We start from the raw sequence: 24,548 nt of genomic DNA on the forward strand, positions 1-24,548 counted from the left end.
GGTCTGCTCCTCCTTAGCTGCCGCGACGAGTCCTAATAGAGGCCTCCCTCGTCGCGGTGTTTGTCATTGGCTGACCAGATCCGTAACGAGTGGCCCACAAGGCTTTGAGAACAGCAGGAGCACACCATGAAGAACAATCAGTCCGCATCATCGATGCCGATCCACAAGTACCGTCCGTATCACGAGATCATCCCCGTTGATTTGCCGGACCGCACGTGGCCGTCCAAGCACATCACTCAGGCACCCCGCTGGTGTGCCGTTGATCTCCGCGACGGTAACCAAGCTCTGATCGACCCGATGAGCCCCGAACGCAAGCGGATCATGTTCGATCTGCTCGTGAAGATGGGCTACAAGGAGATCGAAGTCGGCTTCCCTTCGGCTAGCCAGACTGACTTCGACTTTGTTCGCTCGCTCATCGAGACGAACGCGATTCCAGATGACGTCACCATTCAGGTGCTGACGCAGGCGCGCGAAGAGCTGATCGTGCGCACCTACGAATCGATTAAGGGCGCCAAGCAGGCGATCGTTCATCTCTACAACTCCACGAGCGTGCTGCAGCGCGATGTCGTGTTCCGCAAAGACAAGCAGGGCATTGTCGACATCGCGCTCAACGGTGCTCGCATCTGCAAGGCGTCAGAAGCAATGGTCCCCGGCACCGAGGTTTACTACGAATACTCGCCCGAAAGCTACACCGGTACCGAGCTCGAGTTCGCAGTCGATATCTGTAACCAGATCCTCGAAGTCTTCCAGCCCACGCCCGAGCGCAAGGTAATCCTGAATCTGCCGGCCACGGTCGAAATGGCTACCCCCAACGTTTATGCCGACTCCATCGAATGGATGTCGCGCCACGTGAACCACCGCGAGAACGTCATCATTTCGCTACACCCGCACAACGACCGTGGAACCGGAATCGCTGCGGCGGAGCTTGGTTACATGGCCGGTGCCGACCGCATCGAGGGATGCCTGTTCGGCAACGGTGAGCGCACCGGAAACGTCGACCTCGTCGCTCTGGGCCTCAACCTCTTCACTCAAGGAATCGACCCTCAGATCGACTTCAGTGACCTTGACGAGATTCGCCGGACTGCAGAACACTGCAACCAGTTGAAGGTGCACGAACGCAGCCCCTGGGCCGGCGACCTTGTCTACACGGCCTTCAGCGGATCGCATCAAGACGCCATCAAGAAGGGTTTTGAGTCGATGGCGGCGCAGGCCGAACGTGAAGGCAAGCACGTCAACGATTTGGTTTGGGCTGTTCCGTACCTGCCGATCGACCCCAAGGATGTCGGGCGCGGTTACGAAGCCGTTGTTCGCGTGAACTCACAATCGGGTAAGGGTGGCGTTGCCTACCTGCTCAAGGCCGATCACAACCTAGATCTGCCGCGCAAGCTGCAGATTGAGTTCAGCGGTGTCGTGCAGTCGAAGACGGATTCCGAGGGTGGTGAGGTCTCAAGCGAGCAGATCTGGACCTCGTTCCAAGACGAATACCTGCCGGCATCCGCAGATCACGCAGACCAGAAGTGGGGGCGCTACGAATTGCTGGCGACCCGCACAACGAGCGCCAACGATGGCGAGGTGAGCCTTGAAGCTCGCCTGCGCGTCGATGACACCGAGACCGACGCCAGTCACAGCGGTAACGGCCCGATCGATGCCTTCTTGGGCATGCTTTCCGCCCAGGGCCAAGGCATCGCGGTCAAACTCTACGATTACGTTGAGCACACCATGAGCGCCGGAAGCAACGCGCAGGCTGCTGCCTACGTTGAGCTTGACATCAACGGCCAGCGCCTCTGGGGTGTCGGCATCGATGGCGACATTTCGCGGGCGTCTCTTAAAGCAATTGTGTCTGCGGTCAACCGTTGGGTGCGTGCCACTCAGGATGCTCCCGAGTCAGAACTCGTCGCAGGCTAAGTCTGAGCTTTACGAACGCCCTGCAGCTCTGTGCTGTGGGGCGTTCGTGCGTTAAGGGCGGCGGGGCTGCCGGGCTGCTGCGAGGCAGAGTTGCTGAATGGGGGCTGTCACCGCGGGGGGAGGCGCCCGGTGGCGCTCGTTAGCGTGACGGGCGACGGAATTTGGGCATCCCGCTGATAGTGCGCTGTTCGGGCAGCGTCCAGTTGAAGAGCACTGCGAGAATCCGGACGCCCACGGTGATGCCCACGCAGATTGACGCCGCCAAGAGCACGGGCACGTCATAGTTGCGCATGATCACAAGACTTGTCGTGCCCGACACTGCGGCAACGGCATAGAGCGACCCCACGTGCATGAGGGAAATGGGCATCGAGAGCAGCAAGTCGCGCAGGATCGAGCCGCCGACGGCCGAGATAACTCCAACGAAGATGGCAGGCACGTCGGGCAGACCCATGGCGAGAGCTTTCGTGGTGCCGATGGCACCGAACAGCCCAATGGTGAGAGCGTCGAGCAGAGTAATAAGAGGGCCCATTCGCGCGATGAGGCGTTCGAGAAGCATGCCGAAGAGCGCGGCACCGGTCGCGACCAAGAGATACCAGTTTGTCGTGAGAACGGCGGGGACTTCGGACAGCACGATGTCACGCACCATGCCGCCGCCAAACCCCGTAGAAATACCGATGATTGCAACGCCGAGGAGATCCAAGCGGCGGTCACGAAACTGGGCTGCAAACATCGCGCCCTGCATCGCGCCAACGCCGACCGCGAGGAGGCCAGCCCACAGTGGAATCTCAAAAGTCTCGTTCACGCACCATTCGTACCACGACCCGGGCGGGCGGCGCTGTTGTGCTCTGGGCAAGCCTGCGATCGCAGCCGCGGTTCGTGCTTTCCCGCGCCGTGTTGAGCCTTTTTCGATGCGCTGCCAGCGCCGTACCCGTACCCGCGTGCCGCGTGTGTTGGAAACTCAGGAGATCTGCGCCAGTGGGCGTTTAGCCTGCACGAGAATCGGCCTCGGAGATCTGCGCAGCGCAAAGACCTCCTGAATTTCCGGGGGGCTACGGTGTGCACTTGTGAGCGCGCGCACTGTGTGACCCGTCGTGGGGCGATGTGCGCTGCGTTCTGTTGCGCCGAGCGGGACTCCGCGGGCGCAATCCCCGTGCTACCTTCTGGAAACTCAGGAGAATTAGCCCCGCCGTCACCTTCGGGGCGGGTAAACGGGTCGTTTTTCGTCCGACGCACGCGATTCTCCTGAGTTTCCGAATGAGTTTCCGAAGGTGAGACGCGACGGCGGAGTCGCTCAGCGAAACAGGCCGCGTGCGGGCCGTCGCTCAGCAAACTTGCGACAAGCGGAGGATACTTGTCGGGTGCCTACCTATCGTGATGAAGCCGTTGTGCTGCGCACCCATAAGCTGGGTGAAGCCGACCGTATCGTGACGATGCTCTCGCGTGAGCACGGCAAGATCCGGGCGGTAGCCAAAGGGGTGCGTCGCACGGCCTCCAAGTTTGGGGCGCGACTGGAACCGTTTATGGTCGCGGACATCCAGTGCTACATCGGGCGCAACCTCGACATCATCCAGCAGGCCGAGTCTCTGGGGTCGTATGGCTCAGAGATTACGGCCGACTATGCGAGCTATACCGCGGCGAGTGTAATGGTCGAGACGGCTGACAAGGTCACGGATGATGATGGTTCCCTTCAGCAATATCTGTTGCTGGTGGGCGCGTTGCGGTCTCTGTCGCGGCGCGAGCACAACCCAAGTCTGACGCTCGACTCCTACCTCTTGCGCAGCCTGTCAATCGCAGGTTGGGCGCCCAGTTTTGTTGATTGTGCGGTGACCGGAGCGCCGGGCCCGCATTCGGTTTTCGTGGCGCAAATGGGTGGTGTGGTTGCCGATGAGGTTGCCCCGCCCGGTTCACCTCGACTCAGCCCGGATACGCTTGAATTGCTCGGCGCTTTGTTGGCAGGCCAGTGGGATGTCGCAGAAGCATCCGAGGAACGGTCTCGTTCCCAGGCCAGTGGCGTCGTTGCCGCCTATACCCAGTTTCATTTGGAACGCAGTCTTCGTTCCATTCAGCATGTGGATCGGAGCGCATGAGCCGCGTAGCAAAAACTCACAAAGATGCCGTCGAGTTTCGTCCGCTGGACTGGACGGGCATCCAGCCTCCGGCGATGCCGAAGGGTTCTGTTCCCGAGCACATTGCCATCGTCATGGACGGCAACGGTCGTTGGGCGAACGCTCGAGGTTTGACGCGCGTGGAGGGCCACAAAGCGGGCGAGGCGAGCCTGCTCGATGTGGTGGCTGGCGCCATCCAGATCGGGGTGAAGCATGTCAGCGTGTATGCCTTCTCGACGGAGAACTGGAGTCGTTCGCCCGAAGAGGTTCGTTTTCTCATGGGCTTCAACCGCGACGTGCTGCACCGTCGCCGCGATCAGCTCAATGAGTGGGGCGTGCGCGTTCGCTGGGCCGGCCGTCGGCCTCGACTCTGGACGTCGGTCATCAAAGAGTTGCAGTTCGCCGAGAAACTCACCGAGAAGAACAGCACGCTCACGCTCACGATGTGCGTCAACTATGGCGGACGCAATGAGATTGCGGATGCCGTGCGCTCGATTGCGGATGATGTGGCGGCAGGAAAACTGAAGCCGTCTGCGGTCTCAGAGAAGCTCATCCAGAAGCGGCTCTACCAACCACAATTGCCCGATGTTGACCTGTTTGTGCGGTCCTCGGGGGAACAGCGGATGAGTAACTTCATGCCCTGGCAGAGTGCCTATGCAGAGATGGTGTTTTTGGACACGCTGTGGCCTGATTTCACCCGCGAAGACCTGTGGCGGGCGATCGAGATTTACGCCGGCCGCTCGCGCCGGTTCGGTGGCGCCGTCGATGCTCCAACGGACGACTCTCAATAGACCGCACGCTTTCTCTCGTCGTTCGAGGCTGATCGCACCCAAAACTGAGGGTAGCACCTCTTTTGGTCGGGATGACTTTAAGGTGTATTCTGTGTTCAGGTCAGCATGACTCTTACCGAAGGGAGCCGCGATGCAACAGAGTGAGCAAGCAATTTCGCTCGCGGTATCCACCGTGATTTTTGCCCTGCGCCCGCTTCCGGAGTCGGGGGAGAGCGCGCTCTGGATTCCGCTCGTGCGTCGCACCCGCGAACCGTATGACGGTCAGTGGGCGTTGCCCGGTGGCTGGGTTGACAACCACGAGAGCCTCGAAGACGCGGCAGCCCGCAATCTGCTTGAGACGACCGCGCTCGAACCGGCCTACCTTGAACAGCTCTACGCCTTTGGTGAAGTTGAGCGTTCAATTGGTCCTCGCGCGGTGTCGATTGTCTATTGGGCTCTCGTGCGTCAAGAAGAGGCAGATCGAGCCACTGAGGGTGAGAATGTGCGCTGGTTCCCGGCAGATGACCTGCCCGAGTTGGCCTTTGACCACAATGTCATCGTCGACTACGCGCTCTGGCGACTGCGCACCAAGATGGAGTACTCGCGCATCGCCCGGGCATTCCTGGGCGAGACTTTTACCCTGAGCGAGCTGCGCATTGTGCACGAGGCTGTGTTGCAGAAGCAGCTCGATCCCGCCAATTTCCGTCGACAGATTGAGAACTCAGGTTCACTGGTTCCCACTGATCACGTGGTCTCGGGAGGGCGTCACCGGCCTCCGAGGTTGTACCGCTATGACGAGGGCGTTGAGCTCGTCGACAATGGCCCGCTCGGCCGCCTAAAGACAGGGAGCACTCGTGTCATCCATTGATTCGACTATTCAGCGCATCACCACAACGGGCGACGGGGAAACCTGTGCGCCTGAGCTAGCCGATGGTCCGTGGACCTTCGATCTGGGCGTTCCGAGCTATGGGCCAGGGGCTTCGATGGGCGACGTCATCCCGACGGGCGCGCCGCGTCAGGGTCAGCTTCCTGTTGAGTACCAGAAGGCCTCCCACGAAGACCTCCACGCTCGCATTGTTGCCGCTAAAGCGACCCTCGGCGACCGTGCGGTTATCTTGGGCCACTTCTATCAGCGCGATGAGGTTGTGGAGCACGCTGACTTCCTGGGCGATTCTTTCCAACTCGCCAACGCCGCCCAGACGGTGCCGAATGCCGAAGCGATTATCTTCTGCGGCGTGCACTTCATGGCCGAGACCGCTGACATCCTGGCTCGCTCCGATCAAGCCGTGATCCTGCCAAACCTTGCCGCTGGCTGCTCGATGGCCGACATGGCCGACATCGACTCGGTAGAAGAGTGCTGGGAACAGCTCACCGAGATCTACGGAACCGAGCCGGATGCTGATGGCCGCGTGCCGATCATCCCCGTGACCTACATGAACTCTTCGGCAGCGCTCAAGGGCTTCTGCGGTCGCAACGGCGGCATCGTCTGCACGAGCTCGAACGCGACGACAGTGCTGGAGTGGGCCTATGAGCGCGGCCAACGCGTGCTGTTCTTCCCTGACCAGCACCTCGGTCGCAACACGGCGAAGAAGATGGGCATTTCGACCGATCTCATGCCGATGTGGAACCCCAACAAGCCTCTCGGCGGCAACGATGCAGAGGCACTCAACGAGGCGAAGGTCGTGCTCTGGCACGGCTTCTGCAGCGTGCACAAGCGCTTCAACGTCGGCCAGATCGAGAAGGCTCGCGCTGAGCACCCCGGTGTTCGCGTGATCGTGCACCCCGAGTGCCCCATGCCGGTGGTGGACGCCGCTGATGAGGCGGGGTCGACCGACTACATCCAAAAGGCTGTTGCTGCCGCGACCGAACCGACGACGTTCGCGATCGGCACTGAGATCAACATGGTCAACCGTCTCGCTGCCGAATATCCGCAGCACACGATCTTCTGTCTCGACCCCGTGGTGTGCCCCTGTTCGACGATGTACCGCATCCACCCCGGCTATTTGGCGTGGGTGCTCGAAGCGCTCGTCCGCGGCGAGGTGCTCAACCAGATCACTGTCTCCGACGATGTGGCAGAACCAGCGAGGATCGCTCTCGAGCGCATGCTCGCCGCGAAGCCTCCGGTAGCGACGAAAGAAGCGTAATCATGGCACGGGTCATTGTTGTCGGCACGGGAATTGCCGGTCTTATCACCGCCTACCGCGCGAGCGCGCACCACGATGTGGTTCTCGTGACGAAGGCGGAGATGGCGGAGAGCAATACGAAGTACGCCCAGGGTGGCGTGGCTGCCGTGCTGTTCCCCGATGACTCGGTCGCCAGCCATGTTTCCGACACGATGATTGCCGGTGCTGGCCTGTGCGAACGGGATGCCGTTGAGGTGCTCTGCAGCGAAGGTCCGTTGCGAGTACAAGAACTCATCTCTCTCGGGGTCGAGTTCGATCGGGTCGCCAATGGTGAGCTCGCTCGGGGACACGAAGCGGCGCACTCGTCGCGGCGCGTCATCCATGCCGGTGGAGACGCTACGGGGCTCGCGATCGAAGTGGCGCTCCTGCGGGCAGTCAAGGCGTTGGCGGTAGAGACCTACGCGTATACCTTCATGCGCGATTTGGTGACGGAGACGGATGACGACGGTACGCCTCGCGTCACCGGCATCGACGTGATCGCCCCCGACGGTAACTCGCGCGTGATCGACGGCGACATCGTCATTCTCGCGAGCGGTGGTGCCGGTCAGCTCTACAAGCACACCACCAACCCCTTTGTCACGACGGGGGATGGAGTGGCTGCGGCGTACCGTGCCGGTGCCGCCCTTGCCGATGTCGAATTTTTCCAGTTCCACCCCACGTCGCTCGCGGTGCCCGGCAACCCGCTGGTGTCAGAAGCTGTTCGCGGTGAAGGCGCCACGCTGCTCGATGAGCACGGCAAGCGCTTCATGTTCGACGTGCATCCCGATGGCGAGCTCGCCCCGCGCGATGTCGTTGCCCGCGGTATCGCTCGCGCCATGGAAAAGCAGGGCGGCCGGCCCATCATGCTCGATGCCACGGGCCTCGGTTCCGAGTTTCTCGCGAAGCGATTCCCCGGTATCACCGAGGTGTGCGAAGAGCACGGCTTCGACTGGGGCACTGAGCCGATTCCAGTGACGCCGGCGGCCCACTATTGGATGGGCGGCATCCGCACCGACATCGATGGCCGCACGAGCGTGCGTGGTCTCTATGCCGTGGGAGAAGCATCCTGCACCGGTGTGCATGGTGCTAACCGCCTGGCCTCCAACTCCCTGCTCGAGTCTCTCGTCTTCGCCTGGCGCGCTGCTGATGCTCTCAACGAGCCCCAGCGGGCCATCGAGGTTGACGCGCTCGAGCCGCAGTTCGAGATCACGGGTAAAGACGCCTTCACTCGAGATCAACTGCGCGAACTCATGTGGAGCCATGTCGGTCTTGAGCGGGACGCGACGCGCCTCAGCGAAGCCGCCGCAATTCTGGCCAGCTGGCACTCCGAGTCGAACACCGTCGAGGGCGCGGAGAACGCCAATCTTCTCGACCTTGCCCGTCTCGTGGTTGTTGCGGCCCTGCGCCGCGAAGAGTCTCGCGGTGCCCACGAACGCACCGACTTCCCCGAAACACGCGAAGAGCTTGCCTTCTCCACCCGGTGGGCCGCAGTGAACGTGGCCGGGGATTTCATCCCCGCCGAAGATCAAGCAGAGACGGTCAAGCGATGAATCAGCAACTCGTTGATAATGTCATCCTGATGGCGCTTGCCGAAGATGCACCGTGGGGTGACGTGACGAGCGACGCCTTTGTGCCCGACGACGCTGCGGCGACCGCTGTTCTCAACGCACGCGAGCCGGGGGTCGCGAGTGGGCTTGATGTCTTTGCCCGCACGTTCCAGTTGGTGGATGCTCAGGCCGAGGTCACGCTGCAGGCCAGTGATGGTGACACCTTCACCGCTGGCCAGCAACTGGCTACCGTCTCCGGCAATGCACGTGGCGTGCTGCGGGCGGAGCGCATCGCTCTCAACCTCAGCCAGCGGATGTCAGGCATCGCTACCCAGACGGCGGCCTACGTCGCCGAGGTGGCGGGTACGCACGCCCGCATCGTTGACACTCGCAAGACGACTCCGGGGCTACGTGCGCTTGAGCGTCACGCCGTGCGCAGCGGTGGTGGCTACAACCACCGCTTTAGTCTCTCGGATGCCGTGATGGCGAAAGACAACCACTTGGCGGTGCTCGCTGCGGCGGGTATCGATCTCGGCGAAGCGATTCGTCGTGCCCGCGAACACATTGGGCACACCACCCATCTTGAGGTGGAGGTCGATCGCCTCGACCAGGTTGAGACTGTAGTGGCCGCGGGCGTAGACACGATCATGCTCGATAACTTTTCGCTCGATGACCTGCGTGCCGGTGTTGCGCTGGTTGCTGGCCGGGCAATCGTCGAAGCCAGTGGAGGAGTGAACCTCGACACGGTTGCCGCTATTGCGGCCACCGGAGTCGATGTCATCTCCGTAGGGGCACTCACCCACAGTGTGCGTTCGCTTGACCTTGGTCTCGATATTGCGGTGAGCGCAGCAGCGCGATGATCTTTCTCGATTCAGCAGCAACCACGCCGGTGCGCCGAGAGGTGCTCGAAGCGATGTGGCCGCTGCTGACGGGAGACTTCGGCAACCCTTCTAGTCATCACGAGCTGGGGGAGTCCGCCAAGCGTGCCCTGGATGGCGCGCGCACGAGCGTTGCCGCGTCGATCGGGTGTCGGGCATCCGATGTCATCTTCACGTCGGGTGGCACAGAGTCAGACAACCTTGCGATCAAAGGGCTCGCACTCGCTGACCCTCGCGGCCGCCACATCGTCTCGAGTGCGGTTGAGCACGAGGCCGTCTTGGAGACCGTTGACTACCTGAAGCGCATCCACGGCTTCGAAGTGACGGTACTGCCGGTCGATAGCCACGGCCTAGTCGACCTTGACGAGGTGCGTCAGGCTCTTCGCCCCGACACCACCCTCTGCACGATCATGTACGCCAACAACGAGGTGGGCGTCGTGCAGCCCATTGCGGCAATCGCTGAACTCTGCCGCGTTCACGGAATACCCCTGCATACGGATGCCGTACAAGCAGCCGGCTGGCTTCCCCTCGACCCTGCAGTGTTGGGCGTCGATGCCCTTAGCCTGTCTGGGCACAAGCTCGGTGCCCCGAAAGGCATCGGAGTACTCATCGTTAAAGGACGCCGAAGCCTCGAACCTGTGCTGCACGGGGGAGGTCAAGAACGCGGCAAGCGCTCCGGTACGGAGAATGTTGCCGGGGCTGTCGGCTTTGCTCACGCTCTGGCGCTCGCCGAGAGCGACCGTGTCGAACGGGCAGAACGCATCGCTGCTTTGCGCACTGACTTCGTGGCCGACGTGCAGGCTCGAGTGCCGGGGGTGATCCTTACGGGGCCGGAGCTCGGCGAGACGACCGCTACTGCATCCGTTCGCCTTCCCAACAACGCGTCATTCTGTTTCCCCGGTACCAGCGGCGAATCACTCCTGCTTGAACTCGGCCGTGCCGGCATCATCTGCTCGGCGGGCTCTGCCTGCGCGGTGGGCAGTGATGACGCTTCTCACGTGCTGCTCGCCATGGGCGTTGATGAAGCCATCGCCCAGACCGCCGTTCGCTTCAGCCTCAACGGCGAAACCACGGCCGAAGAACTCGCCACGGTCGCCGCGGAGATCGAAACCGCCTACCGCGCGGTGCGCTCACTCTCGGGGTAGTCCCGCAAACCCCACGACGCGCCATCCAGAGCAGTCAACATCGCAATAGTGGCCGCCACGCTGGGAATGCGCGTCGCCCCCGGCTGAATCACGTACTGAATGGTGCGCTCACTCGACGGCTGCGGAGAATGGATACTCACGCCCTCCGGCAGAGTCAGCGACGACAGTGCCAACTGGGGGAGTAGAGCTACGCCGAGCCCCCGTGACACGAAATTCAACACCGCTAAGGCATTGTCGGTCTCCAGACCTATCTCGGGAGCGAAACCCTCAAGATTGCACAGTGCCAATAAATGACCTCGGCAGAGAGTGCAGCCCGCAATCCAGGCGTCATTGGCAAGATCTGCCAAGCCCACGTCATCCGCTGTCGCGAGCGCGTGACTATCGGGAAGCACCAAGACCACGGGCTCTGTGAAAAGGGGAACCGTCGTATGCCCGCCATCGCGAGACAGATGCGGGTCAGCCCGGTCTTCAGGGTAGGAGAACGTGATCGCGACATCCGCAGCGCCATCCCGCAGCAGCTGCAACGCCTGCGGAGGCTCGGCTTCGACATAATTCACCGTCAAATTCGGATGCTGCTGCCGCAGCTGACGAATCAACCGCGGCACGAGCGTCGAGGACGCCGTCGGGAAGGCCGCGATGCGCACCGTTCCGCTCGAGAGGCCGGCGAGCTCAGCTAGTTCGGCGCTCGCGGCATCCACCGCATTGAGCACGGTGACGGCATGGCTGGCGAGGGCGCGGCCAGCTTCGGTGAGGCGCACTCCGCGGCCAGCGCGAACGACGAGCGCCAACCCCAAGCGGGTTTGAGCACGGGTGAGGTGTTGGCTGAGCGCGGGTTGGCTGTAGCCCAGGATGCGCGCTGCTTCGCTGATGGTGCCGTGTTCGGAAATGGTGCGAACGATGCGCAGCGTGAGCAGATCGGGCGTGGTGTCCATGACTCAAGCATAACTAGACGTGATAGTTCATATCCCAATCATGCTCTTGTCGCATGAATAGCACGAGAGCACTATGGAGGCATGACATCACCGGCCCTCACGAACGCTATCGAGAGTTTCGCGAACACTCGCGGCTACCTCTCCGCCGCCACCATGGGACTGCCGACGTGTGCGGCAGTCACCGAGATGACCCAGAAACTTCAACTGTGGGCCACCGCCACCTGCAACCCCATGAACTACGGTGACATCGTGGAGCGCACGCGCGGCCACTACGCCCGCCTTGTCGGCATCGACGTCGCGCGCGTTGCGATCGGCTCGCAAACTTCGGTCATGGCCTCGCTTATTGCGTGCTCGCTGCCGGCCGGCTCAGAAGTGCTTGTCGTCGAATCCGACTTCACCTCGATCGTGTACCCGTTTCTGCAACACCCCGACCTCGCGGTTCGCGCCGTGCCGCTGGCCGAACTTGCGGATGCCATCACCGACAGCACTGCGCTCGTCGCGTTCTCGCTCATCCAATCCTGTAACGGCAAAGTCGCCGACGTTGCGGCGATCACCGCAGCGGCAGCCACACACGGAACGCGAACTCTCTGCGACATCACCCAGGCCGCCGGCGTTTACCCCGTGGATGCCACCCAATTCGACGCGACAGTCTGCCACGCCTACAAGTGGTTGTGTTCGCCTCGCGGCGTCGCGTTTCTCACGATCTCCGAGGATTTCGCCGAGCACGTCACGCCCGTGCAAGCGGGTTGGTATGCGGGAGAAGACGTGTGGTCGAGCGTGTACGGCACCGAGATGAACCTTGCGAAGGATGCTCGCCAGTTCGACGTATCGCCAGCGTGGCAGGCCTGGGTGGGGGCCGAGCATCCAATCGCCATGTTTGCCGACCTCGATATCGCCGAAGTCTGGGAGCACTGCACGGGCCTTGCGAACCAACTCTGCGATGCCCTCGGAATCGAGCGCCAGAATCAAGCCATCGTCACGTGGCCGGATGAATCGGGTGCCGATCTTGCCAAGCTCACGGCGGCGGGAATCACCGCCTCCGGTCGTGCCGGTCGCCTTCGCGCCGCATTCCATCTCTGGAATGCCGAAGAAGACGTCGCGGCGGTTATCGCTGCGCTGCGCGTCTAGCTAAACTGGATGTCCGCCGACCGTGCATCCAGCTCGGCTGACTATTGGAGTTTTTAGTGGCTACGCCTAACCCCCTCGACGCCGTAATCAACCTCGCCAAGCGCCGAGGTTTCGTCTTCCAATCGGGAGAGATCTACGGCGGTTCACGCTCAGCCTGGGACTACGGCCCGCTGGGAACCGCCCTCAAAGAGAACATCAAAAAGCAGTGGTGGCAGACCTTCGTTCAAGGTCGCGAAGACGTCGTCGGGCTCGACTCGGCCGTCATCCTGCCCCGCAAGGTGTGGGAAGCATCCGGGCACGTCGAGGTCTTCTCTGACCCGCTCGTCGAATCGCTGCACACCCACAAGCGTTACCGCGCCGACCACCTTCTCGAAGCCTACGAAGAGAAGCACGGTCACCCTCCCGTGAACGGGCTTGCCGACATCCGCGACCCTGACACCGGTCAGCCTGGATCGTGGACCGAACCGCAGAACTTCTCAGGGCTCCTTAAGACGTTCCTCGGCCCCGTCGACAACGAAGAGGGCATGCACTACCTGCGCCCCGAAACCGCTCAGGGTATCTTCACCAACTTCGCCAACGTCATGGGCGCTGCTCGCATGAAGCCGCCCTTCGGAATCGGCCAGGTCGGAAAGTCGTTCCGCAACGAAATCACGCCCGGAAACTTCATCTTCCGCACCCGCGAGTTCGAGCAGATGGAGATGGAATTCTTCGTCGAGCCCGGCACCGACGAAGAGTGGCACCAGTACTGGATCGACGAATCCATGAAGTGGTACACCGATCTCGGCATCAACCCCGAAAACCTGCGCTTCTACGAGCATGCTCAAGAAAAGCTCTCGCACTACTCCAAGCGCACTGTGGATGTTGAATACCGTTTCCGCTTTGCCGGCGGCGAGTGGGGCGAGCTTATGGGTATCGCCAACCGCACCGACTTCGACCTGCGCACACACTCAGAGGCCTCGGGTTCCGACCTGTCGTACTTCGACCAGGCCAAGGATGAGCGTTGGACGCCCTTCGTGATCGAGCCCGCGTTCGGACTCACCCGTGCTCTCATGGCCTTCCTCATCGACGCGTACGCGGAAGACGAAGCGCCCAACGCTAAGGGTGGAGTCGATAAGCGCACCGTTTTGCGCCTCGACCGTCGTCTCTCGCCGGTGAAGGTTGCTGTGCTGCCGCTGTCGCGCAACGAGCGCCTCTCACCGATGGCTCGCGCTGTTGCTGCTGACCTGCGCAAGTACTGGAACGTCGACTTCGATGACGCCGGTGCCATTGGCCGTCGCTACCGTCGCCAGGACGAGATCGGTACCCCGTTCTGTGTCACGATCGACTTCGACTCGCTCGACGACAACGCCGTGACGATTCGCGAGCGTGACTCGATGGAGCAGAAGCGCATGCCGATCGAAGAGCTGCGGGGCTACCTCGCGCAGGAGCTCATCGGCTGCTAGCCACCGCGTTGAATTAGAACGTCCCGCGCGTCGGTCGCCGACAGGTGATCGTACTGCGGACAGAAGCGGGCCCGGACACAGTCCGGGCCCGCTTCTCTGCGTTTATTTCCATTTGCGCTCGCCTCCCGCCTCCTGCCCCTTTGCCACTACTGCCTTCGGAAACTCAGGAGATCTCTGCAGTACCAAGAGTTTTTGCCAAGGTAATCACGGAATCCCGGCCCTCAATCGTCACGAGTTCCGGGATCTCCTGAATTTCCGTGGCGGGCAAGTCATCCACAGCGCGAGATATGCGCGCTACTTCACCGATCGTTGCGTCGTAGCTTTCCGCAAGCACACGGCCACAATGCTGCTCTCATGGTCAATATCCGTGAAATGGTCGATGAGCTTGGTGGGCTCGCGCAAAAACGACAGCTGGTCGCACGAGGTGCCCAGGACTTTGATCTCACTCGCGCCGTTAAGCGTGGCGAGGTAGTGCGGGCGCGTCAGGGTTGGTACACGACCGCTGAGGAATCGGAGTCGAAAGTGAGAGCGGTGAGAGTTGGCGGTCGCCTTACGGGAATTTCTGCGATCGCAGACTGGGGCGGCTGGGTTCTAGACAAGCACCCTCTTCACGTTTCTTTGCCTCACAACGCAGCGCGACTGCGCAGCCCATGGAATCGACGACGCCGCCTCGGCGTGCGTCGAGGGCTTCGCCTGCACTGGGATCCGCCGGCCATCAGCGAGACGGGAACAAACTGGCACGTGGGAATTCTTGATGCGCTTCGACGGGTGATTCTCGATGAGGATCTTGAGACGGCAGTCGCGGCGATTGACTGGGCACTGCACGCTGGCCGCATCGACGCATTCGATTTCGAGCGGCTGTTCCTCGCCTTACCCCGGCATAAGCGATGGATCCGTTCGTGGGTCGACGGACGGTGTGAAAGCCTGCCGGAGAGTTTCGCCCGCACCCGCCTCCGAAGAGAGGGACACCGGGTCGCTATTCAGGTCCCCGTGGGATTCAAACGCATCGATCTCGTGGTCAACGGGGTCGTGGGGCTGGAAATCGACGGCAGACAGTTCCACGCTCACACTTTTGAAGAGGACCGCCTCAAGGCTCTGGAGATAACCATCGCCGGATTTCACGCCATGAACGTAAGCGCCAAAATGGTTTTCACACAGTGGGATCTGTTTATGCACGCGCTCGACAGTGCGCTCTCCCTACGTTCAACTTCTGGTTTCGAAAACTCAGGAGATTCGGTGCAAATGGGAAGAGCTAGCCCGTTGCCTGGCGGCTTCACGCGTCCCCGATACGGATTCTCCTGAGTTTCCGAGGGGAGGGAGCCGAACACACCAGTCGCGGTCGCTTCAGAACGGGAATACCTAGGGCGTCAACGCGTTAACCCTGAGGTGAATGATTCAGCAAACCCGATTGCCCCCGTCAAAATCGACATCTGGTCTGATGTTCAGTGCCCTTGGTGCTACATCGGAAAACGTCGCCTTGAAGCGGCCGTCGAAAGCTCCGGCATCGCCGTCGATATCGAGTACCACTCTTTCGAGTTGGCTCCCGATACCCCGGTTGAATACGAAGGCACTCCGATTCAGTATCTGAGCGAGCGCAAGGGCCTGGCGGTCCCGCAGGTTGAAGAGATGCTCACGCGCGTCACCGACATCGCCACGAGCCTCGGTCTCGACTACGACTACGAGCACATTCACCAGACCAACACGATCAAGGCGCACGAGCTCCTGCACTTCGCGAAGGCTCAGGGCCGTCAGCTTGAGATGAAGGAACGCCTTCTCGCGGCCTACTTTGTGAAGACTGAGCACGTCGGACGCGTCGAAGACCTCGCCGATATCGCGGCGTCCATCGGGTTTGATCGCGACGAAGTAGTGCGTGTTCTTGAGTCGAACGAGTACCTTCCCGCGGTGAAGGCCGACATGGAAACTGCCATGCAGTACGGCATCCAGGGCGTGCCGTTCTTCGTGATCGAGGGCAAGTATGGGGTTTCGGGCGCACAAGAAAGCGAAACGTTCGCTAACGTACTCACACAAGTACTTACCGAAAGAGACGTTTAGCACATGGATGCCGCAACGAAGCCAATCCCGACCTTCGCCCTTCAGCCACTCGGCGACCCGAATGCCGTAGCGTGCGAAGGTGATGCCTGTGTCGTCGTCGACGATCACCGCTCGCAAGCCTTCGTGAATCGTCAGATCGATGAAGGCCTCGTCTAGCCAGTCATCTGTTCCGCGTTAGTTAGCCCACAAAGCCGCGGTTCGACCACTCGATTATTTCGGCTGCGGTTGCAAACTCTGGCACCGCTTTGGCGACCCGCGAGGGGATGAGTGTGAGCGGCACCGTGGTGGGGCGCGCTGGTAGCGATGCATGTTGCGCTTCGGGGGCATTGAAGCGCTTGTTGATGAGGGCTCCGAGGATGGCGCCGCCGCCAAAGCCGAGAGGCAACAGCAGCAGGTAGAGGGTGGGGTCGAGGTTCGATGCTGTTCCGACCGCCAAAATTCCGCCAACGCCAACCGCCGCACCAATGCCGAAGGAAACCCACCAGCGCTGAAGCCTCGCGTTCTCTTTGTCCCACGCCCGCTGGGCGCGCAGTTGCGCGAGGGCTTCTTCTCGCGGCGCCGGGCTCACCCAGAGGCGGGCTTCGAAACGAAAGACGTTGGGATGTTCCTCGAGGGCCATTAGTCGGTTCCTGTTTCGCTGGTGATGTCGGCGACGGTCGCCTCTAAGCCGGTGATGAGATCATTCGCATTGACCCAAGTGGTATACCCGTGATCTCCCGAGCCCATTGATACTCGCTTGCCCGCGATGCGTTCGTCGGCAAACACGGGCCAAGCGGTGCTGCTACCGAGCGGGGTGATGGTGCCGCGCGCAAATCCGGTGGCCTCGAGCGCAAGGGCGGCTTCGGGCATCCGCAATTTATTGACACCGACGACGGCGCGCAGCTTGGGCCACGAAATCTGGCGGTCACCGGGAACAAGGGCAAAGAGGTAGCTGCCGTCGCTGCGTTTGACGACGAGTGACTTCACGATCTCGGCCGGGGTGATGCCGAGCAGTTCGGCGGCGTGTTCCAGGGAGGTCGCTGGTGCCCGTTCGACGATCTCGATCGGGATGCCGCGGCGCTCGGCGTCGTCGCGGACGCGGTCGGTTCCTGCCGTCATTAGGGGCCTCCCGGTATGTGCGGCGCCGGTTCAGGCGCGCCGTGGGACAATTGCTACGTGACTATTCTTGCCCCTGCCGACCCGCGTGTCGCGCCACAGCTCTCCATCGGGAACCTCGACCTTGATGTTCCTGTTGTTTTGGCGCCCATGGCCGGCATCACCAATACCGCGTTTCGTCGGCTTTGCCGCGAATACGGCGCTGGGCTGTACGTCAGCGAAATGATCACCAGCCGCGCCCTCGTCGAGCGCACGCCCGAAAGCATGCGCCTCATCACGCACCATGAGTCGGAGACGACCCGCAGCATCCAGCTCTATGGGGTTGACCCTAAGACGGTGTCTGAAGCGGTGACGATGTTGGTGGCCGAAGACCGCGCTGACCACATTGACTTGAACTTCGGATGCCCCGTTCCCAAGGTCACTCGCAAGGGTGGGGGAGCAGCGCTCCCGTGGAAGATCGATCTGTTCCGCGACATCGTCGAAGGTGCGGTGAAAGCTGCCGGCGATGTTCCGCTGACGATCAAGATGCGCAAAGGCATTGACTCTGACCACTTGACCTACCTTGAGGCTGCTCGTGTTGGTGCTGGTGCCGGGGTTGCCAGCATCGCATTGCACGCCCGCACGGCTGCGGAGTTCTACTCGGGGCACGCCGACTGGTCCGCGATCGAAAAGCTTAAGAACACGATCACCGATACCCCGATTCTCGGTAACGGTGACATTTGGAGTGCCGCCGATGCTCTGCGCATGGTCGACGAGACCGGATGCGACGGAGTCGTGGTCGGTCGCGGTTGCCTCGGCCGCCCGTGGTTGTTCGGTGACCTTGCTGCCGCCTTCCGAGGAGAGTCTCTCAAGGCGGAGCCAACACTCGGCGAAGTCGCCATTGCGTTTAAGCGTCATGCCGAACTGCTGGTGGAATTCTTCGGCGATGAAGATCGTGCGTGCCGCGACATCCGCAAGCATGTTGCTTGGTATTTCAAGGGCTATGCGGTCGGCGGAGAGTTGCGCGCAGCAATGGCGACCGTGCACGACCTCGCTCAGCTCGACGAACTGTTGTCTCAGCTCGACTGGAGCCAGCAGTACCCGGGTGCCGACGCTGAAGGCCAACGTGGTCGCGCGGGAACCCCGAAGAAGCCATCACTTCCGCAGGGGTGGCTCGATAGCCGCGAACTGCAGGAGACTCACCGTAGTGAACTCAACCAAGCAGAATTGAGCACCAGTGGCGGCTAATGGCTATACCGAGGCTGACGCCGAGCGTTGGTTTCCCGAGCAGCATTCGAGTCGTCGGAGCGATTTTGCGCGCGACCGTGCACGAGTGCTTCATTCGAGCGCGCTGCGCCGTCTAGCCGCCAAGACTCAGGTCTTGAGCCCCACGATGGGCACCGATTTTGCCCGCAACCGTCTCACCCACTCGCTTGAGGTCGCTCAAGTGGGCCGCGAGCTTGCCGACAGCCTCGGCCTCGATCCTGATGTTGTCGACACAGCGTGTCTCTCGCACGACCTCGGGCATCCGCCCTTTGGCCACAATGGCGAGCGTGCGCTCAATGAGTGGGCGGCTGACATTGGCGGCTTCGAGGGCAACGCACAGACGCTGCGCCTGCTGACGCGCATCGAGCCGAAGGTGTTCGGCCCCGACGGCAAGAGCTACGGTCTCAACCTCACACGGGCCAGTTTGGACGCGAGCACGAAGTACCCCTGGCCGAGTGCCCAGGGGATTCCTGATCCGAGCGGTCGCAGCAAGTACGGCTTCTTCGACGATGACACGGCTGCCTTCGAGTGGCTACGCGCCGGCGCTCCAGACCGTCAGCGCTGCATAGAGGCTCAGGTCATGGACCTCTCTGACGACATCGCCTATTCGGTGCACGACTTCGAAGACGCCATCGTCGGTGACTTTATTGATGTCACCGCGCTCGGTGCCCGCGTCAACCACGACGACCTTGTGAAGTCGATGTTTGAGTGGATCGGTGGCGAGTTCACGCACGACGAACTCATTGCGGCCTTTGATCGTCTCGATCTTCTCGACCCGTGGCTCGATCAGTGGGATGGCTCCCGTGCCGCCCACGGTCGCCTCAAGAACCTCACGAGTCAGCTCATTGGCCGCTTCGCCGGTGCCGCCGTTCAGGCCACGCGCGAAGCTCATCCCACCGATGCGCTCGCTCGCTTCGGCGGCAGCCTCGTGATCCCGGCTGAGATCCAAGCGGAGATCGCCGTGCTTAAGGGCATCGTTGCTGCATTCGTGATGTCGACAAACGCTCGCCGCCCGATCTATCAGCAGCAGCGTGATGTTCTCACTGAGCTTGCCGATGTGTTGCTGTGGACGGCTCCGGTGAACCTCGATTCCGGGTTCACAGCCGATTGGAATTCCGCTGAGAACGATCACCAGCGCAAGCGGGCCGTAGTAGATCAGGTGGCTAGCCTCACCGATCAGTCCGCGATTGCGTGGCATACACGTCTGGTTGGCTAGAGTCCCACCGCGGTGAGCCTAGAATTACGGTTGTGGCTGGCCTGATCAAAAGAAGCGATATCGACGAGGTGCGTTCGCGCACGAACCTCGCCGATATTGTGGGCGACTACGTCACTCTCAAGAGCGCTGGTTCTGGCTCGATGAAGGGCCTCTGTCCCTTCCACGAAGAACGCAGCCCTAGCTTCCATGTGCGACCCCAGGTCGGTTTCTATCACTGCTTCGGATGCGGTGAGGGCGGCGATGTCTACACGTTCCTGCAGCGCATGGATCACGTTTCTTTCTCCGAGGCCGTTGAGCGCTTGGCTGGGCGCCTCGGCTACGAACTTCACTATGAGGATGGCGGCGCGGCAACCGATCACGGCAATCGCGCCCGCATCTTGGCTGCTAATCAGGCGGCATCCGACTTCTTCGTTGCTCAACTGGCGACGCCAGAAGCAGCGCCGGGTCGTAGCTTTCTTGGAGAACGCGGTTTTGACCAGTCGGCCGCCGAGCGTTTTGGCATTGGCTTTGCGCCGCGCGGTGGCGTTCTCATGAAGCACCTCAACACCCTCGGCTTTTCGTCGGAAGAGCTGGTTGTTGCCGGCCTCATCGGCAAGGGGGAGCGAGGCGATTATTACGATCGTTTCCGTGGCCGGCTGGTGTGGCCCATCCGTGATGTCACGGGTCAGACGCTCGGCTTCGGTGCCCGCCGGTTGCTCGATGACGACAAAGGCCCCAAGTACCTGAACACTCCCGAGACCCCGGTTTATCACAAGAGCCAAGTGCTCTACGGGCTCGACCTGGCCAAGAAAGACATTTCCCGCGGCAAGCAGATCGTGGTGGTCGAGGGCTACACGGATGTCATGGCCTGCCACCTTGCGGGAGTCACGACCGCTGTCGCTACCTGTGGAACCGCGTTTGGCGTCGACCACATCAAGATTGTTCGTCGGATGATCGGCGACTATGACAACGCAGACACCACCGCCACGGGCGAAGTGATCTTCACGTTCGACCCGGATGAGGCGGGCCAGAAGGCCGCGAACCGTGCGTTCGCCGAGGAGCACCGTTTTGCCGCGCAGACCTTCGTTGCGGTGGCCTCTGACGGTCTCGACCCGTGCGATTTGCGACTCAAGAAGGGTGACGGAGCCGTGCGTCGTCTCGTCACTACACGCAAGCCGATGTTCGAGTTCAAGATTCGTCGTGAGTTGGCGGTGCACGATCTCGAAACAGTTGAGGGTCGTGTTGCTGCCTTGCGCGCTGCGGCCCCCGTGGTTGCCGGTATTCGTGACTCGGCGCTCGGTATTGGCTACGTCCGCAGTGTGGCGGGCTGGCTCGGTATGGAGCCCACTGAGGTTCAGGCTGCTGTCACCGAGGCGAAGCGTCACGTTGCACCGTCTGGGCCCTCGAAGGCACCGCAGCAGTCACAGTCTGCATCGTCGTCACAGGTGCCGCCGGAGGGCTTTGGGGAGGCTCCAGCGCAACCGGGGCCGTCGATCATGAACCTGCGCGTTGATGCCATTACACGACTGGAGCGCGACGCCCTTATGGCGGTGTTGCAGCATCCGGATGTCGTGGGCGCCGAGCTGATCGGCAAGCTCACCCAGATTTCTATTGCTGAGCCTTCGCTTGCTGTGGTTCGCGATGCGATCGCTTCTCTCGCCGACCGAGCACTTGAGCCGGGCTGGGCGTCGGCGATTGCCGATGAAGTGCCGTCGTCGTTCTCTACCTTCGTGAAGCAACTGAGTGTTGCGCCGATTCCGGAGCGCGAAGAACGAATCCCGGTGTATTGCGTTCAGGTGACGACCGACCTGATTGAGCGTGATTTCTTGAGGCAAAAGCGTGAACTTCTTGGGGTGCTCCAGCGCATGGATCGCGAGAGTGATCCCGAGCGTTATGTGCAGACTCAGCGCGACCTCATGCGGATCGAAGCGGAGCGTCGTGCGCTCCGCGATGACGCCTAACTACTGCTCTTTGGTTGCGTTCGTGTAAATATCCCTCGTTCGGGGGCGGACGACCTAGTCTCGAAGGTTCCTCGTGTGTTACTACTGAGGAACTAGGATGTGCGGCGCCTACAAACGCGCCGTCGCATTTTCTGCACGCAACAGGAAGAGGTAGACGGATATGACATCCGCATCCAAGAGCAGCAAGCGAGTCCTTGCTGTAGTTGCCGGCACAGCAGCGTTCGCGCTCGCTTTGACCGGTTGCCAAGCTGGAGATGACTCCAGCTCTGGCGGTTCCGAGTCGCTTATCGTGGGCACGACTGACAAAGTCACGTTCCTCGACCCGGCCGGTTCGTACGACAACGGTTCCTTTGCCCTGATGAACCAGGTGTTCCCGTTCCTGCTCAACTCGCCGCTCGGCACCTCTGATGTTGAACCTGACATTGCCGAGTCCGCGGAGTACACGAGCGACGATGAATACACCGTTGTACTCAAATCGGGCCTCACGTTCGCCAACGGCAACGACCTTACGTCGTCAGACGTGAAGTTCAGCTTTGACCGTCAGGTTGCGATTAACGACGAGAACGGCCCATCCGTTCTTCTCGGAAACATTGACAGCGTTGAAGCCGTCGATGACACCACCGTTATCTTCCACTTGAAGAACGGCAACGACCAGACGTTCGCTCAGATTCTGTCGAGCCCCGCTGCCCCGATTGTTGACGAAGAAGTATTCTCTGCTGACTCGGTTACCCCCGATGAAGAGATCGTTGACGGCATGGCTTTCGCTGGCCAGTACGTCATCGACAGCTACGACTTCAACAACATCGTGTCGTTCACGGCCAACCCTGACTACCAGGGTGTTCTTGGCGCTGCCGCTACTGACAGCATCACGCTGAAGTACTACACCGATGCCTCGAACTTGAAGCTCGATGTTCAAGAGGGCAACATCGATGTCGCGCACCGCAGCCTGTCTGCAACCGACGTCGCTGACCTCGAGACCAACGACAACGTCAATGTGATCGTTGGCCCCGGCGGAGAAATCCGTTACATCGTGTTCAACTTCGACACGCAGCCCTACGGCGCGAAGACTCCCGAGGCTGACGCCGAGAAGTCGCTCGCTGTTCGTGGTGCTGTTGCTGACCTCATCGACCGCCAGGAAATCTCTGACCAGGTTTACAAGGGCACCTACCTGCCGCTGTACTCCTACGTTCCCGACGGACTGACCGGCGCTACCGAGGTTCTCAAGGACCTTTACGGCGACGGCGACGGCGGCCCGAGCGTTGAAGCAGCGCAAAAGCGTCTCGCGGATGCCGGTGTCGAGACTCCGGTAGCTCTTAACCTCCAGTACAACCCAGACCACTACGGTGAGTCTTCGGGTGACGAGTACGCGTTGGTCAAGAGCCAGCTTGAGGCTGACGGAATCTTCGAAGTCAACCTGCAGTCGACCGAGTGGGTTACGTACGCGAGTGAGCGTACGGCCGATGCTTACCCGGCTTACCAGCTGGGTTGGTTCCCGGACTACTCCGATGCTGACAACTACCTCACCCCGTTCTTCGGTGATGGCAACTTCCTCGGAAATCACTATGCGGATGCTGAAGTCAACGATCTAATCGTGGCTCAAGCAACCGAACTCGACCCTGCCGTGCGTGAGGGAATGATCGAGGACATCCAGGCGAAGGTTGCGGCTCAGCTGTCGACCGTTCCGTTCCTTCAGGGAGCACAGATCGCCGTGACGGGCAAGGACGTTACCGGAGCTACGCTCGACGGTTCGTTCAAGTTCCGCTACGGCAGCTTGGCCAAGTAGGAGCAATTCGCTCTAGTTAGGCCTTGGCCTAGCAAAATGACTCAAGGGGGTGGCCCACACACGATGTGGGTCACCTCCTCGTCTTCGTTCTCTGCACGATAGGTAGGTATGTCGCAGTCCGCTCCCGCCGTGATCAATCCGGCACAGTCAGAACCGCCCACCCGGCGTTTTCGGGGGATCACAAATCCTCTCGCTCGTTTTCTTATAGTCCGTTTTCTTCTGATTTTCCCGACCGTGTTCATCCTCGTGACGATGGTGTTCTTGTTGATGCGCTCGATCGGTGACCCCATCACGGCTGCTCTGGGCGACCGGCTCACGGCAGCCCAGCTTGCGGAACGTATTAGCGCTGCAGGCTACGATCGCCCGCTCGTGGTGCAGTATTTTGAGTACCTCGGTCAGGTCTTCACCGGCAACTTCGGCACCGCCATCACTGATGGCCGTCCCGTCTCTGAATTGCTGGTCACTTACGGCAGCGCCACCCTTGAGCTCGCGTTCTACGCGGTGCTGGTGGCTCTCATCGTGGGTATTCCGCTCGGCATGGTCGCGGCGTACTACCGCGACAAGTGGCCGGATGCCGTGCTGCGGGTTGCCGCGATACTCGCCTACGCGACTCCGGTTTTCTTCGCGGGGCTGCTTCTCAAGCTCGTGTTTGCCGTCTGGCTGAAGGTATTGCCGGTGGCAGGCCGAGCATCCACTCGCACAGAGTTGCAACTGACATCGCTCGACAACAAGTCGGGTATCTATTTGATTGACGCGTTCCGTCTGGGCAGCCCGGCAGCAATCGGCGATGTGCTCTCGCACGCCGTGCTTCCTGGTCTCGCGCTTGGGCTGCTCACGGCCGGAATCTTCTTGCGGCTCGTGCGCACCAACGTCATTGGTTCACTGTCGATGGACTACGTGGATGCTGCGCGCTCCCGTGGAGTGAGCGAATACCGCCTCGTGCGCAAGCACGCCTACAAACCCGCGCTTATTCCGATCATCACGGTTATCGGCTTGCAGATCGCCCTCCTGCTGGGAGGCGCGGTGCTGACCGAAACCACCTTCGAGTGGAAGGGCCTCGGCTTCAAACTCGTCGAGTACTTGGGTGCTCGTGACTTCGTGGCGGTGCAGGGCATTGTGGTGCTGCTCGCGGTGATCGTGGCACTGACCAACTTCATCGTCGACATCATTGCGGCGATTATCGACCCGAGGGTGAGGTACTAA

At 61.2% G+C, this 24,548-nt stretch carries 23 protein-coding genes; 18 read left to right on the top strand and 5 right to left on the bottom strand.

Annotated features, from left to right (window positions below; genetic code table 11):
* The first annotated feature begins 126 nt into the window (after window positions 1-126).
* The gene (gene leuA / locus I6E74_RS07395) at window positions 127-1,905 is read left to right on the top strand and encodes a 2-isopropylmalate synthase (protein ID WP_197124386.1); all 1,779 of its coding nucleotides are present in this window, start codon (window positions 127-129) and stop codon (window positions 1,903-1,905) included.
* 139 nt (window positions 1,906-2,044) lie between these two features.
* Here the strand turns inward: leuA and I6E74_RS07400 are convergent, their stop codons facing one another.
* The gene (locus I6E74_RS07400) at window positions 2,045-2,707 is read right to left on the bottom strand and encodes a trimeric intracellular cation channel family protein (protein ID WP_197124388.1); all 663 of its coding nucleotides are present in this window, start codon (window positions 2,705-2,707) and stop codon (window positions 2,045-2,047) included.
* A gap of 556 nt (window positions 2,708-3,263) precedes the next feature.
* On the opposite strand from I6E74_RS07400, the gene recO reads away from it, so the two are divergent.
* The 7 genes from recO to I6E74_RS07435 all read left to right on the top strand — a co-directional run bounded on the left by recO (window position 3,264) and on the right by I6E74_RS07435 (window position 10,512).
* Window positions 3,264-3,992: a DNA repair protein RecO gene (gene recO, locus I6E74_RS07405; RefSeq protein WP_197124390.1), complete on the top strand. Its 729-nt coding sequence runs from the start codon at window positions 3,264-3,266 to the stop codon at window positions 3,990-3,992.
* Window positions 3,989-4,801, top strand: a complete 813-nt coding sequence (locus tag I6E74_RS07410; RefSeq protein WP_197124392.1) for an isoprenyl transferase — start codon at window positions 3,989-3,991, stop codon at window positions 4,799-4,801. The genes recO and I6E74_RS07410 overlap by 4 nt, the downstream gene beginning before the upstream one ends.
* Before the next feature lie 130 nt (window positions 4,802-4,931).
* Window positions 4,932-5,648 carry an NUDIX domain-containing protein gene (locus I6E74_RS07415; protein WP_197124394.1) on the top strand — a complete coding sequence of 239 codons (717 nt, stop codon included), beginning with the start codon at window positions 4,932-4,934 and terminating at the stop codon, window positions 5,646-5,648.
* Entirely contained in the window at window positions 5,635-6,924 is a 1,290-nt protein-coding gene (gene nadA / locus I6E74_RS07420) for a quinolinate synthase NadA (RefSeq protein WP_197124396.1), read from the top strand. Before I6E74_RS07415 ends, nadA begins: the two co-directional genes overlap by 14 nt.
* Before the next feature lie 2 nt (window positions 6,925-6,926).
* Window positions 6,927-8,492: an L-aspartate oxidase gene (nadB, locus tag I6E74_RS07425; protein ID WP_197124398.1), complete on the top strand. Its 1,566-nt coding sequence runs from the start codon at window positions 6,927-6,929 to the stop codon at window positions 8,490-8,492.
* Window positions 8,489-9,349: a carboxylating nicotinate-nucleotide diphosphorylase gene (gene nadC, locus I6E74_RS07430; RefSeq protein ID WP_197124400.1), complete on the top strand. Its 861-nt coding sequence runs from the start codon at window positions 8,489-8,491 to the stop codon at window positions 9,347-9,349. Before nadB ends, nadC begins: the two co-directional genes overlap by 4 nt.
* Window positions 9,346-10,512: a cysteine desulfurase family protein gene (locus I6E74_RS07435; protein WP_197124402.1), complete on the top strand. Its 1,167-nt coding sequence runs from the start codon at window positions 9,346-9,348 to the stop codon at window positions 10,510-10,512. The genes nadC and I6E74_RS07435 overlap by 4 nt, the downstream gene beginning before the upstream one ends.
* On the opposite strand, the gene I6E74_RS07440 is transcribed toward I6E74_RS07435, so the two are convergent.
* A complete protein-coding gene (locus I6E74_RS07440; RefSeq protein ID WP_197124404.1) occupies window positions 10,482-11,444 on the bottom strand; it encodes a LysR family transcriptional regulator in 963 nt (320 codons plus the stop codon). The two genes, I6E74_RS07435 and I6E74_RS07440, sit on opposite strands and share 31 nt — an antisense overlap.
* An 81-nt stretch (window positions 11,445-11,525) precedes the next feature.
* Between I6E74_RS07440 and I6E74_RS07445 the strand changes: the two genes are divergently transcribed.
* Window positions 11,526-12,572, top strand: coding sequence for an aminotransferase class V-fold PLP-dependent enzyme (locus I6E74_RS07445; RefSeq protein ID WP_197124406.1), 1,047 nt, complete (start codon window positions 11,526-11,528; stop codon window positions 12,570-12,572).
* A 56-nt stretch (window positions 12,573-12,628) separates the two neighbouring features.
* Complete coding sequence (locus tag I6E74_RS07450; protein ID WP_197124408.1) at window positions 12,629-14,014, top strand: glycine--tRNA ligase; 1,386 nt, start codon at window positions 12,629-12,631, stop codon at window positions 14,012-14,014.
* 163 nt (window positions 14,015-14,177) lie between these two features.
* Here I6E74_RS07450 and I6E74_RS07455 read toward each other — a convergent pair whose 3' ends face one another.
* Window positions 14,178-14,348: a hypothetical protein gene (locus I6E74_RS07455; RefSeq protein WP_197124409.1), complete on the bottom strand. Its 171-nt coding sequence runs from the start codon at window positions 14,346-14,348 to the stop codon at window positions 14,178-14,180.
* Between the two features lie 20 nt (window positions 14,349-14,368).
* Between I6E74_RS07455 and I6E74_RS07460 the strand changes: the two genes are divergently transcribed.
* From I6E74_RS07460 to I6E74_RS07470, 3 genes are all read left to right on the top strand, one after another.
* A complete protein-coding gene (locus I6E74_RS07460) occupies window positions 14,369-15,316 on the top strand; it encodes a hypothetical protein (protein WP_197124410.1) in 948 nt (315 codons plus the stop codon).
* 84 nt (window positions 15,317-15,400) lie between these two features.
* Window positions 15,401-16,066: a DsbA family oxidoreductase gene (locus I6E74_RS07465; RefSeq protein ID WP_307784420.1), complete on the top strand. Its 666-nt coding sequence runs from the start codon at window positions 15,401-15,403 to the stop codon at window positions 16,064-16,066.
* A 3-nt stretch (window positions 16,067-16,069) separates the two neighbouring features.
* Entirely contained in the window at window positions 16,070-16,222 is a 153-nt protein-coding gene (locus I6E74_RS07470; RefSeq protein ID WP_197124411.1) for a hypothetical protein, read from the top strand.
* 22 nt (window positions 16,223-16,244) lie between these two features.
* Here I6E74_RS07470 and I6E74_RS07475 read toward each other — a convergent pair whose 3' ends face one another.
* Together I6E74_RS07475 and I6E74_RS07480 are read right to left on the bottom strand one after the other, a co-directional pair.
* Complete coding sequence (locus tag I6E74_RS07475) at window positions 16,245-16,685, bottom strand: hypothetical protein (RefSeq protein WP_197124412.1); 441 nt, start codon at window positions 16,683-16,685, stop codon at window positions 16,245-16,247.
* Window positions 16,685-17,164, bottom strand: a complete 480-nt coding sequence (locus I6E74_RS07480) for an aminoacyl-tRNA deacylase (RefSeq protein ID WP_197124413.1) — start codon at window positions 17,162-17,164, stop codon at window positions 16,685-16,687. Before I6E74_RS07480 ends, I6E74_RS07475 begins: the two co-directional genes overlap by 1 nt.
* Window positions 17,165-17,179: 15 nt before the next feature.
* On the opposite strand from I6E74_RS07480, the gene dusB reads away from it, so the two are divergent.
* The 5 genes from dusB (at window position 17,180) to I6E74_RS07505 (ending at window position 24,548) form a co-directional block, all read left to right on the top strand.
* A complete protein-coding gene (dusB, locus tag I6E74_RS07485; RefSeq protein ID WP_231604836.1) occupies window positions 17,180-18,388 on the top strand; it encodes a tRNA dihydrouridine synthase DusB in 1,209 nt (402 codons plus the stop codon).
* A complete protein-coding gene (locus I6E74_RS07490; RefSeq protein ID WP_197124415.1) occupies window positions 18,378-19,622 on the top strand; it encodes a deoxyguanosinetriphosphate triphosphohydrolase in 1,245 nt (414 codons plus the stop codon). Before dusB ends, I6E74_RS07490 begins: the two co-directional genes overlap by 11 nt.
* 32 nt (window positions 19,623-19,654) lie before the next feature.
* Entirely contained in the window at window positions 19,655-21,562 is a 1,908-nt protein-coding gene (gene dnaG / locus I6E74_RS07495; RefSeq protein ID WP_197124416.1) for a DNA primase, read from the top strand.
* A gap of 160 nt (window positions 21,563-21,722) precedes the next feature.
* Window positions 21,723-23,345, top strand: coding sequence for an ABC transporter substrate-binding protein (locus I6E74_RS07500; RefSeq protein WP_197124419.1), 1,623 nt, complete (start codon window positions 21,723-21,725; stop codon window positions 23,343-23,345).
* Between the two features lie 108 nt (window positions 23,346-23,453).
* Window positions 23,454-24,548 carry an ABC transporter permease gene (locus I6E74_RS07505; protein WP_197124420.1) on the top strand — a complete coding sequence of 365 codons (1,095 nt, stop codon included), beginning with the start codon at window positions 23,454-23,456 and terminating at the stop codon, window positions 24,546-24,548.

The organism is Salinibacterium sp. SWN139, assembly GCF_015864625.1.
Taxonomy (GTDB): Bacteria; Actinomycetota; Actinomycetes; order Actinomycetales; family Microbacteriaceae; genus Rhodoglobus.